The organism is Enterobacter sp. LM3 (genome assembly GCF_046622475.1).
Taxonomy (GTDB): domain Bacteria; phylum Pseudomonadota; class Gammaproteobacteria; order Enterobacterales; family Enterobacteriaceae; genus Enterobacter; species Enterobacter cloacae_P.
Window position 1 is genome coordinate 1 of sequence record NZ_JBJURN010000019.1, and the last position, 16,218, is coordinate 16,218.

16 protein-coding genes are annotated in these 16,218 nt (G+C 53.7%); 3 read left to right on the forward strand and 13 right to left on the reverse strand.

Annotation, left to right across the window (positions count from 1 at the left end; translation table 11 throughout):
• Positions 1-132: 132 nt before the first annotated feature.
• From hemG to pepQ, 4 genes are read right to left on the reverse strand one after another with little or no spacing between them, the layout of a single operon-like run.
• Entirely contained in the window at positions 133-678 is a 546-nt protein-coding gene (hemG, locus tag ACJ9N4_RS17410) for a menaquinone-dependent protoporphyrinogen IX dehydrogenase (protein ID WP_182273357.1), read from the reverse strand.
• 10 nt (positions 679-688) lie between these two features.
• Complete coding sequence (trkH, locus tag ACJ9N4_RS17415) at positions 689-2,140, reverse strand: Trk system potassium transporter TrkH (protein WP_182273356.1); 1,452 nt, start codon at positions 2,138-2,140, stop codon at positions 689-691.
• Positions 2,141-2,181: 41 nt separating this feature from the next.
• Positions 2,182-2,796, reverse strand: coding sequence for an IMPACT family protein (locus tag ACJ9N4_RS17420; protein WP_182273355.1), 615 nt, complete (start codon positions 2,794-2,796; stop codon positions 2,182-2,184).
• Positions 2,796-4,127 (reverse strand): Xaa-Pro dipeptidase, encoded by a 1,332-nt coding sequence (gene pepQ, locus ACJ9N4_RS17425; protein WP_182919100.1) that lies wholly within the window; start codon positions 4,125-4,127, stop codon positions 2,796-2,798. Before pepQ ends, ACJ9N4_RS17420 begins: the two co-directional genes overlap by 1 nt.
• 190 nt (positions 4,128-4,317) lie before the next feature.
• Between pepQ and fadB the strand changes: the two genes are divergently transcribed.
• Together fadB and fadA are read left to right on the forward strand one after the other, a co-directional pair.
• The gene (gene fadB / locus ACJ9N4_RS17430; protein ID WP_182919101.1) at positions 4,318-6,507 is read left to right on the forward strand and encodes a fatty acid oxidation complex subunit alpha FadB; all 2,190 of its coding nucleotides are present in this window, start codon (positions 4,318-4,320) and stop codon (positions 6,505-6,507) included.
• Positions 6,508-6,516: 9 nt separating this feature from the next.
• Positions 6,517-7,680, forward strand: coding sequence for an acetyl-CoA C-acyltransferase FadA (gene fadA, locus ACJ9N4_RS17435; RefSeq protein ID WP_182919102.1), 1,164 nt, complete (start codon positions 6,517-6,519; stop codon positions 7,678-7,680).
• Between the two features lie 128 nt (positions 7,681-7,808).
• Here the strand turns inward: fadA and fre are convergent, their stop codons facing one another.
• A complete protein-coding gene (fre, locus tag ACJ9N4_RS17440; RefSeq protein ID WP_182273351.1) occupies positions 7,809-8,510 on the reverse strand; it encodes an NAD(P)H-flavin reductase in 702 nt (233 codons plus the stop codon).
• A 29-nt stretch (positions 8,511-8,539) separates the two neighbouring features.
• The gene (gene ubiD / locus ACJ9N4_RS17445) at positions 8,540-10,045 is read right to left on the reverse strand and encodes a 4-hydroxy-3-polyprenylbenzoate decarboxylase (protein ID WP_182273350.1); all 1,506 of its coding nucleotides are present in this window, start codon (positions 10,043-10,045) and stop codon (positions 8,540-8,542) included.
• Positions 10,046-10,215: 170 nt separating this feature from the next.
• Here ubiD and rfaH point away from each other — a divergent pair, with 170 nt between their 5' ends.
• Positions 10,216-10,707 carry a transcription/translation regulatory transformer protein RfaH gene (gene rfaH / locus ACJ9N4_RS17450; protein WP_182273349.1) on the forward strand — a complete coding sequence of 164 codons (492 nt, stop codon included), beginning with the start codon at positions 10,216-10,218 and terminating at the stop codon, positions 10,705-10,707.
• On the opposite strand, the gene tatD is transcribed toward rfaH, so the two are convergent.
• The 7 genes from tatD to ubiE form a co-directional block, all read right to left on the reverse strand.
• The gene (gene tatD, locus ACJ9N4_RS17455; protein ID WP_182273348.1) at positions 10,704-11,486 is read right to left on the reverse strand and encodes a 3'-5' ssDNA/RNA exonuclease TatD; all 783 of its coding nucleotides are present in this window, start codon (positions 11,484-11,486) and stop codon (positions 10,704-10,706) included. The genes rfaH and tatD overlap by 4 nt on opposite strands.
• Positions 11,487-11,527: 41 nt before the next feature.
• Entirely contained in the window at positions 11,528-12,298 is a 771-nt protein-coding gene (gene tatC, locus ACJ9N4_RS17460; RefSeq protein ID WP_182273347.1) for a Sec-independent protein translocase subunit TatC, read from the reverse strand.
• Between the two features lie 2 nt (positions 12,299-12,300).
• The gene (gene tatB / locus ACJ9N4_RS17465) at positions 12,301-12,843 is read right to left on the reverse strand and encodes a Sec-independent protein translocase protein TatB (RefSeq protein ID WP_182273346.1); all 543 of its coding nucleotides are present in this window, start codon (positions 12,841-12,843) and stop codon (positions 12,301-12,303) included.
• A gap of 3 nt (positions 12,844-12,846) precedes the next feature.
• Positions 12,847-13,101, reverse strand: coding sequence for a Sec-independent protein translocase subunit TatA (gene tatA, locus ACJ9N4_RS17470; protein ID WP_182273345.1), 255 nt, complete (start codon positions 13,099-13,101; stop codon positions 12,847-12,849).
• A gap of 76 nt (positions 13,102-13,177) precedes the next feature.
• The gene (gene ubiB, locus ACJ9N4_RS17475; protein ID WP_196390599.1) at positions 13,178-14,818 is read right to left on the reverse strand and encodes a ubiquinone biosynthesis regulatory protein kinase UbiB; all 1,641 of its coding nucleotides are present in this window, start codon (positions 14,816-14,818) and stop codon (positions 13,178-13,180) included.
• On the reverse strand, positions 14,815-15,420 hold the full coding sequence (ubiJ, locus tag ACJ9N4_RS17480) for a ubiquinone biosynthesis protein UbiJ (RefSeq protein ID WP_182919104.1): 606 nt from the start codon (positions 15,418-15,420) through the stop codon (positions 14,815-14,817). Before ubiJ ends, ubiB begins: the two co-directional genes overlap by 4 nt.
• Positions 15,421-15,433: 13 nt before the next feature.
• Positions 15,434-16,189, reverse strand: a complete 756-nt coding sequence (ubiE, locus tag ACJ9N4_RS17485) for a bifunctional demethylmenaquinone methyltransferase/2-methoxy-6-polyprenyl-1,4-benzoquinol methylase UbiE (protein ID WP_182919105.1) — start codon at positions 16,187-16,189, stop codon at positions 15,434-15,436.
• Positions 16,190-16,218: the final 29 nt, after the last annotated feature.

Here is a 16,218-nt window from a genome sequence, read left to right on the forward strand (position 1 = left end):
TGAACCCCGCTAACCCGGCGGCCTGTAAGCCGTTGTTCCGTGTCAGTGGAGGCGCATTATAGGGAGTTATTCTGAAGTGACAAGCACAAAATACAAAAAACTTTTCGTTCGCTCACTTTTCAAACTCAACGCTTATTTAAGACGCGAATCGCCCGTTAAATGTGCGATTTCCCGTGCAAAACTGGCTACCTGCGACCAGTCGGTATAAACCACTTCTTTACGTGTATCCGTTTCACCGCCGGTCATCCTCATAATCAGACGGATCATAAAACGGTCATACCAGCGATAGCGTGGATAGCGCAGCGCGCCAGCAAACACAGCACACAGGTCTGGCTGCCAGGGCGAACCCAGCAAAAACTTACGCGTATAGCTGTTAGTCTGCGGCGTGCGTTTTTCGGCTTTACGGGCAACCAGGTTTACCGAATAGAAAGCACCGGGCAACTTGTTAAGTATCGCCGTATGCTTTTTCACAAAACGATCCAGCGCCGGATGGAAATGACCATAACGAATGGATGCGCCAATCACCACGCGATCATAATCCTGCCAGGCAATATGCTCCGCGCGATTCAGGTTCACCACATCCGAGTAAATGCCCAGCTCTTTTAATTCAGATGCCAGATAAGAGGCAATCTCACGCGTTTGTCCGTCTCGCGTAGAAAAAAGAATAAGTGTTTTCACAGACGACTCCTTATTCGCGCCAGAATGTTGGGGTGAACAGCACCAGCAACGTAAAGACCTCAAGACGACCAAACAACATGTTGGCGATTAAGATCCACTTCGCTATCGGGTTCATGCTGGCAAAGTTATCTGCCACAACCCCCAGTCCAGGCCCCAGGTTATTCAGCGTTGCCACAACAGAAGCGAAGGCAGAGAAATCATCCACCCCGGTGGCGATGATCGCCAGCATGCTGACGATAAACACCAGCGCATACGCTGAGAAGAACCCCCACACCGCTTCAAGAATGCGTTCCGGCAGAGCACGGTTCCCCAGTTTGATACTGTAGACCGCATTCGGGTGTACCAGACGTTTCAGTTCACGGTTCCCCTGCTTAAACAGCAGCAGAATACGAATCACTTTCAGGCCACCGCCCGTTGACCCGGCACAGCCCCCGATAAACGCAGAACACAGAAGCAGTACAGGCAGGAACAGCGGCCAGCGCGCAATACTGTCCGTCGTAAACCCGGCGGTTGTCGCCATCGACACCACCTGGAAGAAGGCCTGGTTTAATGTTGTCACTGCCGAGCTATAGACATCGTGGAACCACAGCACCAGAGTACAGATGACCACCAGGGTCAACTGGACACCGATAAACATCCGAAACTCCGGGTCACGCGAGTACACCTTCAGGCTGCGTCCGCTAAGTAAAGAGAAGTGCAGGCCATAGTTACAGCCGGAGATCAGCAGGAAGATGGCAATGATGGTGTTAATCGTTGGGCTATTAAAGTAGCCAACGCTGGCATCGTGCGTGGAGAACCCGCCGATGGCGATAGTCGCAAAGCTGTGTCCGATGGCATCGAAAGCGGGCATCCCGGCAAACCACAGCGCCAGCGCACAGGCAATCGTCAGCAAGACATAAATAAGCCACAGCGTTTTCGCCGTCTCCGCAATACGCGGGCGCATTTTGTTATCTTTCAACGGGCCGGGCATTTCGGCGCGATAGAGCTGCATCCCACCGACGCCCAGAATAGGCAGGATAGCCACAGCCAGGACGATGATCCCCATACCGCCGAACCATTGAAGCATCTGGCGATAAAAGAGGATGGCGTGCGGCAACGAATCCAGCCCCACCAGCGTGGTCGCCCCGGTTGTCGTTAAACCAGAGAAGGATTCAAAGAATGCATCCGTGACGCTCAGGTTGGGTTGTTCAGAGAAAATAAAGGGCAGCGAACCGACGCTCCCCAGTACCGTCCAGAACAGAACAACAATCAAAAACCCTTCGCGAGATTTCAGCTCACCTTTTTGGCGACGGTTTGGCCACCACAACAACGAACCAATCGCCAGTGCGACAAAGAAGGTCTGGGTAAATGCCCGCCCTGCGCCGTCCCGGTAGATAAGTGCCACCAGCCCTGGGAGGATCATTGTCCCGGAAAAAAGTATGACCAGCAGTCCAACAATTCGGGTAATGGCACGAAAATGCATCTCTGCCGCTTCCTTTGGTATTCAAAAAAGTGAGGTGGGGATTATTCTTCAATCGGCAGCAATTGCAACGAACCACGACTAAAATCCGCCAGTTTTGCTGAAAAAGCAGCCTGTTCAGCCTGAGGGAGCGCCACGCGCAATTGTACCTTTGCCTGGTACTCACTGTGCGCAATTACGCCGTTAAATTGTTTCAGCAGCGTTTCGACACCGGATAACTGAGCGTAATCGCACAGTAAAGTATATTCAGTGAGCGGTGTTTTGCGGGTGGTTATCAGCAGATTAAGCGCCTGCTGAACGCCACCGCCGTAGGCTTTAACCAGCCCACCCGTACCTAACAAAATGCCGCCGTAGTAGCGAACCACTACGGCGGTGATCTCACCCACACCACTGCCCATAAGCTGTGAGAGCATGGGTTTACCGGCCGTACCTGCCGGTTCACCGTCATCAGAAAACCCCAGTTGCTGCGAGTCGTTCGGCGGCCCTGCCACCCACGCCACACAGTGGTGACGAGCATCAGGATGTTGCGCGCGAACAGCTTCCACAAACGCCTTTGCCGCCTCTACGCCATCGGTATGTGCCAACAGCGTGATAAAACGGCTTTTCTTGATTTCCTCAACAAAGGTGACCGGTTCAACCGGTATCAGCCAGCTTTCCATCAGGCCAGCTTCAGATCTCGCGTCATATTCTCGATATTGCTTTCGTGAACAACCACGTTATCTTCGATACGAATGCCACCAAACGGCTTCAGCGCTTCAATTTTTGCCCAGTTGAAGTGCTTGCTGAACGGGCCTTCACGCCACGGAGCCAACAGTGACTCGATAAAGTAGATGCCCGGCTCGATGGTCAGCACCATACGCGGCTCAAGGATACGCGTGCAGCGCAGGTATGGATATTTAGACGGTGCCGCCAGATGCGTGCCAGTGTCATCCTGCATAAAACCTGCAACATCGTGAACCTGCAGACCCAGCGGGTGGCCAATACCGTGAGGCATAAATGGCCCGGTCAGGTCGTTTTCTACCATCGCTTCTTCACTCATCTCTTTCACAATCTGATGCTTACGCAGCAGTTTAGCGATGCGCTGATGGAACTGAATGTGGTAATCCACATAGCGGGTTCCCGCTTTCATGGTACTGATAAGCGCGAGTTGCTCATCGTTAACGTCTTTAATCAGGTGCGCAAAATCGGTATCTGCATCCGCCGCCCAGGTACGGGTCAGGTCAGCCGCATAGCCGTTGTACTCTGCCCCCGCATCCAGCAGGAAGCTGCGCATTTCAGACGGAACATGGTGATCGAGTTTGGTGTAGTGCAGAACAGACGCATGCTCATTCAGCGCGACAATGTTGCTGTAAGGCACGTCAGTATCACGGTGGCCGGTTGCGGTCAGGTACGCCTGGTTAATATCGAACTCGCTCATACCAGACTGGAACGCTTCATACGCTGCACGGTGACCATTCACCGCCGTTTTTTGCGCTGCACGCATGCAGTGAAGTTCGTAGTCGGTTTTATACGCACGGTAATAGTGCAGATAATCCAGTACCCCTTTCGGGTTCAGTTTGTCCGCCTGGATCCCCAGACCCAGCGCACGCTCAGTGACAGGGCCAATGTAGGCGATATTGCCACGTGCAGCAGGCAGCTGGCTGCCAATGCCGTCTGCTTTTGGCAGGGCAATGACATCCACTTCTTCCGTCCAGAAGCTGGTCGGCAGCGGCTCTACGTTGTGCCAGTAATCCACCGGCAGGTAGAACCACAGTTTCGGTTTGTTCACGCCATCCACCAGCAACCAGCAATTTGGAACCTGTGTTACTGGAACCCAGGCTTTAAACTGCGGGTTAACTTTGAACGGATAAGCATGGTCATCAAGAAACGTATTCATCAGCTCACCGGAGTGGATAAGCAGAGCATCCAGCTTAAAGCGTGCCAGGACATCACGGGTACGTTCCTGTAGGGTAACGATATGATTTTTATAAAGCGAAGACAGTGAGTCCATCTTTCTTCCTTTTGTTTTTTTGACCTCAAGTTCTCGCATCTTAGCACACCTGACTCCGACTGCGTGATTTCCACCGACCGTGATCAATGCAGCAATTTCTTAATGAGTGATTTGCATTTTATTAACATAAATTCCACACTCCGTTTCATCTGGTATGACCAGATCCAATTGCTGGATTCAGGAGACTGACATGCTCTACAAAGGCGACACCCTGTACCTCAACTGGCTGGAAAGTGGCATTGCCGAACTGGTGTTCGATGCCCCCGGCTCAGTGAACAAGCTCGATACCGCGACAGTGGCCAGTCTTGGCCAGGCGCTGGATGTACTTGAAAAGCAATCTGAATTAAAAGGGCTGCTGCTACGCTCGAACAAAGCGGCCTTTATTGTCGGTGCCGACATCACCGAATTCCTCTCGCTGTTCCTGGTACCGGAAGAGCAACTCAGCCAGTGGCTGCACTTTGCCAACAGCGTCTTCAATCGTCTGGAAGATTTACCGGTTCCAACGATCTCCGCCGTTAACGGCTACGCGCTGGGCGGCGGCTGCGAATGCGTGCTGGCCACCGACTACCGCCTGGCGACGCCAGACCTGCGCATCGGCCTGCCAGAAACCAGGCTGGGCATCATGCCGGGCTTTGGCGGCTCTGTGCGTATGCCACGTATGCTGGGTGCCGATAGCGCCCTGGAAATCATTGCTGCGGGTAAAGACATCGGCGCTGACCAGGCACAGAAAATCGGCCTGGTGGACGGTGTCGTTAAACCAGAAAAACTGGTTGAGGGTTCCCTCGCCATTCTGCGCCAGGCTATTAACGGCGACCTCGACTGGAAAGCCAAACGTCAGCCGAAGCTGGAACCGTTAAAACTCAGCAAAATTGAAGCCACCATGAGCTTCACCATCGCCAAAGGCATGGTGATGCAGACGGCAGGTAAGCACTACCCGGCTCCGATTACCGCCGTAAAAACCATTGAAGCCGCAGCCCGCTTTGGTCGCGATGAAGCCCTTAAGTTAGAAAATCAGAGCTTTGTTCCGCTGGCACACACCAATGAAGCCCGCGCACTGGTTGGCATCTTCCTGAACGATCAGTTCGTGAAAGGCAAAGCCAAACAGCTGACCAAAAACATTGAGACGCCAAAACATGCGGCGGTACTCGGTGCTGGCATTATGGGTGGCGGTATTGCTTATCAGTCGGCCTGGAAAGGCGTGCCGGTGGTCATGAAAGATATCAGCGAGAAATCCCTGACGCTGGGCATGACCGAAGCAGCCAAGCTGCTGAATAAACAACTGGAGCGCGGCAAGATCGACGGTCTCAAACTCGCCGGCGTCATTTCCACTATTCAGCCAACGCTGGAATACACCGGTTTTGACCGTGTGGACGTCGTGGTTGAAGCGGTCGTTGAGAACCCGAAAGTCAAAAAAGCAGTGCTGGCGGAAACTGAAGATAAAGTTCGCCCGGAGACTGTTCTGGCGTCGAACACCTCCACCATTCCGATTAGTGAGCTGGCAAGCGTGCTGAAACGCCCGGAAAACTTCTGTGGCATGCACTTCTTTAACCCGGTGCACCGTATGCCGCTGGTTGAAGTCATTCGTGGCGAAAAAACGTCTGATGAAACCATTGCCAAAGTGGTGGCATGGGCCAGCAAGATGGGTAAAACGCCAATCGTGGTGAACGACTGCCCGGGCTTCTTCGTCAACCGCGTGCTGTTCCCTTACTTCGCTGGTTTCAGCCAGCTGCTGCGCGACGGTGCGGATTTCCGCAAAGTCGACAAAGTGATGGAAAAACAGTTCGGCTGGCCAATGGGGCCTGCCTATCTGCTGGATGTGGTCGGCATTGATACCGCGCATCACGCACAGGCAGTCATGGCTGCTGGCTTCCCACTGCGTATGCAGAAAGATTACCGCGATGCGATTGACGCCCTGTTTGACGCCAGCCGCTACGGCCAGAAAAATGGCCTGGGCTTCTGGCGCTATAAAGAAGACAGCAAAGGCAAACCGAAGAAAGAAGAAGATGCCGCAGTGGACAATCTGTTGGCCGGGGTATGCCAGACGAAACGCGACTTCACAGACGATGAAATCATCGCCCGGATGATGATTCCGATGATCAACGAAGTGGTGCGTTGCCTGGAAGAAGGCATCATCGCCAGCCCGGCAGAAGCCGACATGGCGCTGGTGTACGGCCTCGGTTTCCCTCCGTTCCACGGCGGTGCGTTCCGCTGGCTGGATACGCTCGGCAGCGCCCGCTATCTCGATATGGCTCAGCAATATCAGCATCTCGGCCCGCTGTATGAGGTGCCGGAAGGTCTGCGCAACAAAGCGTGCCATAACGAACCCTACTATCCAGCAGTTGAGCCAGCCCGTCCGGTTGGCGAACTGAAAACGGCTTAAGGAGTCACAATGGAAAAGGTTGTCATTGTTGATGCAATTCGCACCCCGATGGGCCGTTCAAAGGGCGGCGCATTCCGTAACGTGCGCGCGGAAGACCTCTCCGCGCACCTGATGCGCAGCCTGCTGGCGCGTAACCCGGCGCTGGACCCAACTGCGCTGGACGATATCTACTGGGGCTGCGTACAGCAGACCCTGGAGCAAGGTTTCAACATCGCCCGTAATGCCTCGCTGCTGGCGGAAATCCCACACTCCGTTCCGGCTGTCACCGTGAACCGCCTGTGTGGTTCGTCAATGCAGGCGCTGCACGATGCTGCCCGCATGATCATGACTGGCGATGCACAGGCCTGCCTGGTGGGTGGCGTAGAGCATATGGGCCATGTGCCGATGAGCCACGGGGTAGATTTCCACCCAGGCATGAGCCGTAACGTGGCGAAAGCCGCGGGTATGATGGGGCTGACCGCCGAGATGCTCTCCCGCATGCACGGTATCAGCCGGGAAATGCAGGATGCCTTTGCTGCGCGCTCCCATGCTCGTGCCTGGGCCGCCACGCAATCTGGTGCATTTAAGAACGAGATCATCCCGACCGGAGGTCACGATGCTGACGGCGTACTGAAGCAGTTTAACTACGACGAAGTCATCCGCCCGGAAACTACCGTCGAAGCGCTCTCCACGCTGCGTCCGGCGTTTGATCCGGTGACCGGCACGGTAACGGCTGGTACCTCCTCAGCACTTTCCGATGGCGCAGCTGCCATGCTGGTGATGAGTGAAAGCCGTGCCAGTGAGCTTGGCCTGACGCCACGCGCTCGCGTGCGTTCAATGGCGGTGGTGGGCTGCGACCCGTCGATTATGGGTTACGGCCCGGTTCCGGCGTCAAAACTGGCGCTGAAAAAAGCAGGTCTGACTGCAAGCGATATCGATCTGTTTGAGATGAATGAAGCTTTCGCCGCACAGATCCTGCCATGCATTAAAGATCTGGGGCTGATGGACAAGATCGACGAGAAGATTAACCTCAACGGTGGCGCGATCGCCTTGGGTCACCCGCTGGGTTGTTCCGGGGCACGTATCAGCACCACGCTGATTAACCTGATGGAACGCAAAGATGCTCAGTTTGGACTGGCAACGATGTGTATCGGGTTAGGTCAGGGTATCGCGACAGTATTTGAAAGAGTGTAATTCCAGGAAAAGTATCTCAAAGCCAATGGCGTCAGAACAAGGCGACAAGTGAGCGCAGTTATGGCGTCATTGGCAAGAGAGACAGTTTAGTTGCCGTTCTTCCCGCCTGTCAGGGGCGGGTTTTTTATTTAGATGAATGCAAACGCATCGCCGAACAGGCGATCTTCACGCGCACCACGTTCATTACAGAACAGGTCACGGGCAATTTTCGCCATCTCGAAACGACCAGCGATGTAGATATCATGCCCGGCCAGCGTACCGTAATCCTGCAGCACTGCCGTCAGCACCGTACCGCTACGCCCACGCCAGCCCTCTTCCGGTTGCTCGACTACCGGCTCAATACGCAGGTTCGGATGGGTTACGCTCAGCGCTTCCAGTTCAGACAGGTCGTACAGATGTTTCTCTTCGCGGCCACCCCAGTAAATGGTGATATCGCGGTTCGGGTTACGCTCCAGTGCGGTCAACAGAATAGAACGCACATAGGAGAAGCCTGTACCACCGGCAATCAGGATCAGCGGACGGTCTTCATCTTCACGCAGCCAGGCGTCACCGTGTGGAATATCTACGACAATTTCACGCTCTTTAAGAATGCGATCCATAACGGCCATCGCATACAGATTCAGCTCTGACGCACCAATATGAAGCTCAATAAATTCCTGCTCTGCTGGCGTAGAAGCCATTGAGAAAGGGCGCTTATCACGTTCATCCATCACCACCATTAAGTACTGACCAGCGCGGAAAGAGAATGCCGCTTCTGGCACTAAACGGACGCGATATACGGTGTCGGTGATGGCATCTACCGAGGTCACTTTACAGCTTAAGGTTGTCATTCGCTCTCTCTGTCGGGAAGTCTAAGGGCTTAACGGTCAGATTCGGGTTTACCGTTATTCATTATGGCCAGTTCGTCCCAGATCGCGTCAATTCGCGCGGTCACGGCAGGATCTTTTTTGATCGGGCGACCCCATTCACGGTCGGTTTCGCCAGGCCATTTGTTTGTGGCATCCAGTCCCATTTTTGAACCAAGACCGGAAACCGGTGAGGCAAAATCCAGGTAATCTATCGGTGTGTTTTCGACTAACACCGTATCGCGCGCCGGATCCATTCGTGTGGTAATGGCCCAGATGACGTCATTCCAGTCGCGGGCGTTGACATCATCATCGCAGACGATAACAAATTTGGTATACATAAACTGACGCAGGAAAGACCATACGCCCATCATTACGCGTTTAGCGTGACCAGCATACTGCTTCTTCATCGTCACCACCGCCAGGCGATACGAACACCCTTCCGGCGGCAGATAGAAATCAACAATTTCCGGGAACTGCTTTTGCAGGATCGGCACGAACACTTCGTTCAGCGCCACTCCCAGCACTGCGGGTTCATCCGGTGGACGGCCGGTATAGGTCGAATGGTAAATCGCATCTTCACGCTGGGTAATGTGCGTAACGGTAAACACCGGGAAGTTATCGACTTCGTTGTAATAACCCGTGTGGTCACCGTATGGCCCTTCCGGTGCCATCTCACCCTGTTCGATATAACCTTCCAGAACAATTTCAGCGCTGGCGGGCACTTCCAGGTCATTAGAAATACACTTCACGACTTCGGTTTTGGTACCGCGCAACAGCCCTGCAAAGGCATATTCAGACAACGTATCAGGCACTGGCGTTACCGCACCCAGAATCGTTGCCGGATCAGCACCCAACGCCACAGACACCGGGAAACGCTCTCCCGGATGTTCCGCACACCACTCCTGGAAATCGAGCGCACCACCGCGATGCGACAGCCAGCGCATAATGAGCTTATTTTTACCTATCAATTGTTGACGGTAGATACCAAGATTTTGCCGCTCTTTATACGGGCCACGCGTGACGGTCAGCCCCCAGGTGATAAGCGGAGCGGCATCTTCTGGCCAGCATTGCATGATGGGAATTTTTGTCAGATCAACCGCATCGCCTTCCAGCACTTTCTGCTGACACGGCGCACCGCGCAGGCGTTTGGTTGGCATGTTCAACACCTGCTTAAACTGTGGCAGCTTGTCGAACAGATCGCGGAAGCCTTTTGGCGGCTCCGGCTCTTTCAGAAAGGCCAGCAATTTGCCCACTTCACGTAACGCAGTCACATCCTCTTGCCCCATTCCCAACGCCACACGGCGTGGTGTGCCAAACAGGTTGCACAGCACTGGCATGGAGTAGCCTTTTGGGTTTTCAAATAACAGCGCAGGGCCACCGGCACGCAAGGTACGGTCAGCAATTTCTGTCATTTCCAGATAAGGATCAACAGGAAGTGTAATGCGTTTGAGTTCGCCCTGCTTTTCCAGCAGCGTCAGGAAGTCGCGTAGATCGTGGTATTTCATGCAGTTAGTCATGGCCTCTCTGTAAGCGCTTCATTATACGGCGTAAGCCTGCGCGATGCTGTAATTTTGTTAAATTAGCGTGAACTTCTGCGTCCTGTTTCACTTTCGACCATTATAATCAACTTAGCGATCCCGCCAGGGTTTTGATATGCTTGCGCCCCGAACTAAGGGAAAGAGTGATTATGCAGGCCTGGTATTTACTGTATTGCAAACGCGGGCAACTTCAGCGCGCACAGGAACATCTGGAACGTCAGTCTGTAAACTGCCTGACACCCGTGATCACGCTTGAAAAAATGCAGCGTGGGAAGCGTACCACCGTCAGTGAACCTCTGTTCCCGAACTACCTGTTCGTCGAATTCGACCCGGAAGTGATCCATACCACCACCATTAGCGCAACGCGCGGTGTCAGCCACTTCGTACGTTTTGGTACTCACCCGGCAACCGTCCCGTCGACGGTCATTCATCAGCTTTCGGTTTACCAACAACCCGAGAATATCACCGACCCGGAAACCCCTTTCGCGGGCGATTGCGTGGTGATCACTGAAGGCTCCTTCGAAGGATTGCAGGCAATTTTCTCCGAACCTGACGGCGAAACACGCTCCATACTGTTGCTCAATCTGTTGAATAAACAGGTGCTGCAGAGCATTAAAAACACCGGGTTCCGCAAAGTTTAAACGTTTACTCCGAACAGGCGACGCACGTTGTCATTCGTCTGCGCCGCCAGCCAGTGCGGCTCTTCTCCACGCCAGTGCGCCACTTTCTCAACAATATGCCCCAGATACGCTGGTTCATTACGACGCGAAGCGGGCTTCGGTGAGAGATCACGTGGCAGCAGATACGGTGCATCCGTTTCTACCAGCAACCGTTCAGCAGGGATCACCGGCAGCAACTCACGAAGTTCCAGCCCGCGGCGTTCATCGCAGACCCAACCAGTAATACCCAGATACAGCCCACGGTTCAGACAATCCAGCGCCTCCTGCCGGGAACCGGTAAAGCAGTGCAGCACCGCGCCAGGCAGTTTATCCAGCCACGGTTCCAGCAAAGCGAGAAAGCGCTCATGCGCGTCACGGCAGTGCATAAAAGCTGGCATCCCGAGTTCCGCCGCAATCGCGAGCTGCGCGGTAAATGCTATTTCCTGCTCTTCGGGTGTTGAAAAGTTGCGATTGAAATCGAGCCCACATTCACCGATGGCCACCACCTCTGGTTTTTTTGCCAGACGATGAAGCACCTCAGCGCTGTCGTGTGTCCACTGGCTACTGTCATGAGGGTGCACTCCTGCGGTTGACCAGCAACGGTCGTAGCGTTGCGCCAGTTGCTGAGCCTGTTCACTTTCATGCAGGTTAGTACCCGTCAGCAAAAGCCCCTTCACCCCAGCGGCAAAAGCACGCGCCACCACCTCATCGCGATCTTTCGCAAACTGCGAGCTGGTCAGGTTAAGCCCAATATCAAACATGCGGATCCCCATATGACAACCGCCCTGACGGGCGGCTGGTTTTATTCTTCAGTGGTCTTTTCAGACTCGTCGTCTTCGTCATCCTGTGGACGTCGCTTACCCACGTAGAAACGCGAGAAAAACACACCGACTTCAAACAAGCAGTACATCGGTATTGCCAGCAACGTTTGCGAGAAGACATCCGGCGGAGTCAGCAGCATACCCACTACAAATGCCCCCACCAGGATATACGGACGCTTCTTGCGCAGATCTTCTGGCGTCGTAACCCCCACCCAACAGAGCAGCACTATCGCCACCGGCACTTCGAACGCAACGCCGAACGCCATAAACAGCGCCATGACAAAGCTGAGATAACTGGCGATGTCCGTCGATACCTGAACCCCTTCCGGCGCGGTGTGTGTCAGGAAACCAAAGGCCAGTGGGAAGACCACAAAGTAAGCAAACGCCATGCCGATATAGAACAACAGCGAGCTGGATACCAACAGCGGGATAACTAATTTGCGTTCATGCTTATACAACGCCGGAGCCACAAAGGCCCAGACCTGATAAAGAATAATGGGCGCAGACGCAATCAGCGAAACCCAGAAGGTCAGCTTGATGGGGGTAAAGAACGGCGAAGCAACATCCGTTGCAATCATTGTTGCGCCCAGCGGCATCTGCTTAATCAGCGGTGCAGAAACCACCTGGTAGATATCGTTGGCGAAATAGACCAGGCACAAGAAAATGAGGAAAACTGCAATAATGCAGTTTAACAGGCGCTTACGCAGCTCAATGAGATGTGCAATGAGCGGTTGAGTATCATCTACTGCCATGTTTACGCTTTATCACTCGACGAGGGGGATGATTCGGAAACGGGTACGGCGGGTTTTGCTTCAGCCGCTTTTACAACGGGCTCTTCCGGCTGCACCTGCTTTTTCACTTCAGTTTCCTGCGGCGTCTGTTCTGGCGCGGCAGCCTGATGCCCGGCGCTGGCTGGCGTTACACCTTCTCGCTGCGCTTCGTTATCTTTCACCACCGGGTTATGGATGGTGTTAGCTTCATCACTCGCCTTTTCAGGATCATTGATGCTGTAAGAACGCTTCATGGACTCCGCCGCTTCACGCAGCTCATCCATCGAGGCCTTCAGTTCCGGCGTCAGGTTATCCATGCTCGCCTTCTCAACCTTTTTCAGGCTTTCCTGAAATTCCTGAAGCTTAAGCTCCTGCGCCAGCTCGTTCTGAACGGTACTTGCCAGCGAGCGAAGCGCACGCACCCACCCGACGACGGTTTTCACCGCAACAGGTAAACGCTGCGGCCCCAGCACGATCAAACCAATCACGAAGACCAGCAGCAACTCACCAAAACCAATATCGAACACGAATTACACCTGCTCTTTATCGTGGCGTTTAGCGTCTTCCTTTTTGGCGTCATCTTGCTTGTCAGAGATGGATTTCGCAGTAAAGTCAGCATCCTGGCTGGATTTATCCTGCTTGCTCTCATCATCGCTCATGGCTTTCTTAAAGCCTTTGATAGATGCGCCGAGGTCGGAACCGATAGAACCGAGTTTCTTCGTGCCAAACAGCAGCACGACGATGACGGCAATGATCAACAATTGCCAGATACTGATACCACCCATACATGTTCCTCAGGGATAGATGATTAATTAGTCAGATCGCATTATACGTATGCAACCCGGCGATAGCGACGCTAAATCAGCGCGTTTTTCTCCAGCCTGCGAGCCAGACAACAACCCCGCCAGCCATCAGCCAGGCAGGCATCATCTGCCAGTCCGGGCGATTGATCAGCAACAGCGTACCGCTCAGCAGCAATGTCGCCCCAATACCAAAGAGATAGCGTGACTGTCCCTGGCGAACGCGGCTGGACTGAAGCTCGCGGGCGATTTTATCCATGCTGTGCTGAAGGTTCTTGTTCTGACGCAAACTGTCATAAACCAGCTCAGGAATTTCAGGCATTTTTTCAATCCAGAACGGGGCTTTCTCTTTCAGAGAGCGCACCAGCGCCGGAATGCCAACCTGATCCTTAATCCAGGATTCCAGGAAAGGTTTCGCGGTTTTCCATAAGTCTAACTGAGGATAGAGCTGACGACCTACGCCTTCAACGTAAAGTAATGTTTTCTGAAGTAAAACTAACTGCGGTTGCACTTCCATATTGAAGCGGCGGGCGGTGTTAAACAGGTTCAGCAAAACATGGCCGAAGGAGATCTCCGCCAGTGGTTTTTCAAAAATCGGTTCACATACGGTACGGATAGCAAACTCAAACTCTTCGACGTTAGTATCCGCCGGAACCCAGCCTGAATCTACGTGCAGCTCGGCCACCTTACGGTAGTCGCGATTAAAGAAGGCGATGAAGTTCTCGGCAAGATAGCGCTTATCTTCTTTGTTCAGCGAGCCCACAATGCCACAGTCAATACCGATGTACTTCGGGTTCTCAGGGTGTTCGTAACTCACGAAGATATTGCCCGGGTGCATATCCGCATGGAAAAAGCTGTCGCGGAACACCTGGGTGAAGAAGACCTGCACGCCACGCTCGGCCAGCAGCTTCATGTTGGTGCCCTGGTTTTCCAGCGCAACCACATCCGATACCGGGATCCCGTAGATACGTTCCATCACCATCATATTCTGGCTACAGTAGTCAGAATAGACTTCAGGCACATACAGCATCGGGCTGTCTTCAAAGTTACGACGCAGCTGAATGGCGTTTGCTGCTTCACGCTGCAGATTAAGTTCATCAATCAGCGTTTTTTCGTATTCCCGCACCACTTCCATTGGACGCAGTCGACGGCCATCAGGCAGCAAGCGTGGAACCCAGCGGGCCAGGCGGTAGATAAGCTTCATGTCAGCTTTGATTATCGGCAGGATATCCGGGCGAATAACCTTGATAACCACCTCTTTGCCGTTTTCTTTCAGACGCGCCGTGTGTACCTGAGCAATGGAGGCTGATGCCAAAGGCTCAATGTCGAAATCGTCAAACCAGGTTTCGACGGGGATATTGCCCATCGCTTCTTCAATCTGTTTCTTCGCCCTTCCCCCGTCAAACGGGGCAACGCGATCCTGCAACAGTGCCAGTTGGTCGGCAATGTTTGGTGGGAAGAGATCGCGACGGGTAGAAAGCATCTGCCCAAACTTGATCCATACCGGGCCAAGCTCCTGTAGCGCCAGACGCAGACGTTCACCCAGCGGCTGACCTTTATGACGATTTGGCATCCAGAACAACATCCGCCGCCAGATCCGAAGCGGCAGCGTAATGCGCATTTTGGGGATAAGTTCGTCTAGCCCGTAACTCAAAAAGGTGTGGACGATAAAATAGAGGCGGCGAATTTCACCAGGCGTCATTTGCTCTCCAGTTTTTCCAGCCGTTTGGTTAAGGCATCAACCGCGCGTTCAACAGCGGCAGTCTCTTCCGCAAACCATGCCACTTCCAGCGGCCCGGGTGCCATGCGCCATTCTTCGGTCAGCACTTCTGACGCATAGCGCTGCTGTCGCTGCAGGCTTTTGCGCAGGAAAGCCGAACCACCATGAATCGCTTTACCGATCCCTTCAGCAGCAATGTCGCCAATAAAGGGCGCGAGCAGTTCTGCCGGATCAAACTCGGCCAGGTCGCTAAGCGCAACGAAGTTCTGCACGACCTGAATATCGCCTTCAACTTCCAGTTCACCGCTGCGGATAAGCGCGGTCAGTTGCTGGCGGTCACGCAGTTTTGGTAACACGCTCATGTGCGTAATGACCGAGCAGTCCGCCTCGCCTTCCCACTCACCCAGAACGTCGAGCTGACGTTCGCTGAAGACCAGCACAAGCGGTGTCGAAAACTCTTTTAAAACGATACGCAGTACCTTTCCGTTAAGCCGCTGACGTGCGGATTTCAGCGCAGGTGCGCGGTACAGAAAGGCATTCAGTACATTCTCAATGCCTGCGGTGACCAGGGGTTTAAAGGGCACGGGACACCTCCACTCAGAACTTGTAACCACGATGCAGCGCGACGACACCGGCCGTCATGTTGAAGTACTCAACGTTCTCAAATGCCGCATCCTGCATCATGGCTTTCAACGTGTCTTGATCCGGGTGCATACGAATAGACTCTGCCAGATAGCGGTAGCTTTCTGCATCGTTTGCCACCAGCTCACCAATACGCGGCAGAATGTGGAATGAATAGGCATCGTAGGCTTTACTCAGCGGCTCGATAACCGGTTTGGAGAACTCAAGCACCAGCAGGCGTCCGCCCGGCTTCAGCACGCGGTACATGGAACGCAGCGCTTTGTCTTTATCCGTAACGTTACGCAGGCCAAACGAGATAGTGATGCAGTCAAAGGTATTATCCGGGAACGGAAGAGCTTCAGCGTTGGCCTGTACATATTCCACATTACCCACAACGCCGATGTTACGCAGCTTCTCGCGTCCCATTTTCAGCATGGAGTCGTTGATATCGGCCAGAACAACGCGACCGCTTTCCCCTACCAGACGGGAGAATTTCGCGGTCAGATCGCCCGTACCACCCGCTAAATCCAGCACCGTTTGTCCACGACGCACACCGCTACAGTCGATGGTGAAGCGCTTCCACAAGCGATGAATGCCGAATGACATTAAGTCATTCATCACATCGTACTTCGCCGCCACGGAATGAAATACGTGGGCCACCATGTCAGCTTTCTGCGCTTTGGCGACAGTCTGAAAGCCAAAGTGCGTCGTGTCTTGTGAATCGTCAACCATCTCAGAGCCTGCTTATCAGTAAAATGTCC

Excerpts from the sequence above, each read along its gene's own strand:
- trkH (WP_182273356.1), bottom strand. The coding sequence starts at position 2,140 with ATGCATTTTCGTGCCATTACCCGAATTGTTGGACTGCTGGTCATACTT.
- ACJ9N4_RS17420 (WP_182273355.1), bottom strand. The coding sequence starts at position 2,796 with ATGGAAAGCTGGCTGATACCGGTTGAACCGGTCACCTTTGTTGAGGAA.
- pepQ (WP_182919100.1), bottom strand. The coding sequence starts at position 4,127 with ATGGACTCACTGTCTTCGCTTTATAAAAATCATATCGTTACCCTACAG.
- fadB (WP_182919101.1), top strand. The coding sequence starts at position 4,318 with ATGCTCTACAAAGGCGACACCCTGTACCTCAACTGGCTGGAAAGTGGC.
- fadA (WP_182919102.1), top strand. The coding sequence starts at position 6,517 with ATGGAAAAGGTTGTCATTGTTGATGCAATTCGCACCCCGATGGGCCGT.
- fre (WP_182273351.1), bottom strand. The coding sequence starts at position 8,510 with ATGACAACCTTAAGCTGTAAAGTGACCTCGGTAGATGCCATCACCGAC.
- ubiD (WP_182273350.1), bottom strand. The coding sequence starts at position 10,045 with ATGACTAACTGCATGAAATACCACGATCTACGCGACTTCCTGACGCTG.
- rfaH (WP_182273349.1), top strand. The coding sequence starts at position 10,216 with ATGCAGGCCTGGTATTTACTGTATTGCAAACGCGGGCAACTTCAGCGC.
- tatD (WP_182273348.1), bottom strand. The coding sequence starts at position 11,486 with ATGTTTGATATTGGGCTTAACCTGACCAGCTCGCAGTTTGCGAAAGAT.
- tatC (WP_182273347.1), bottom strand. The coding sequence starts at position 12,298 with ATGGCAGTAGATGATACTCAACCGCTCATTGCACATCTCATTGAGCTG.
- tatA (WP_182273345.1), bottom strand. The coding sequence starts at position 13,101 with ATGGGTGGTATCAGTATCTGGCAATTGTTGATCATTGCCGTCATCGTC.
- ubiB (WP_196390599.1), bottom strand. The coding sequence starts at position 14,818 with ATGACGCCTGGTGAAATTCGCCGCCTCTATTTTATCGTCCACACCTTT.
- ubiE (WP_182919105.1), bottom strand. The coding sequence starts at position 16,189 with ATGGTTGACGATTCACAAGACACGACGCACTTTGGCTTTCAGACTGTC.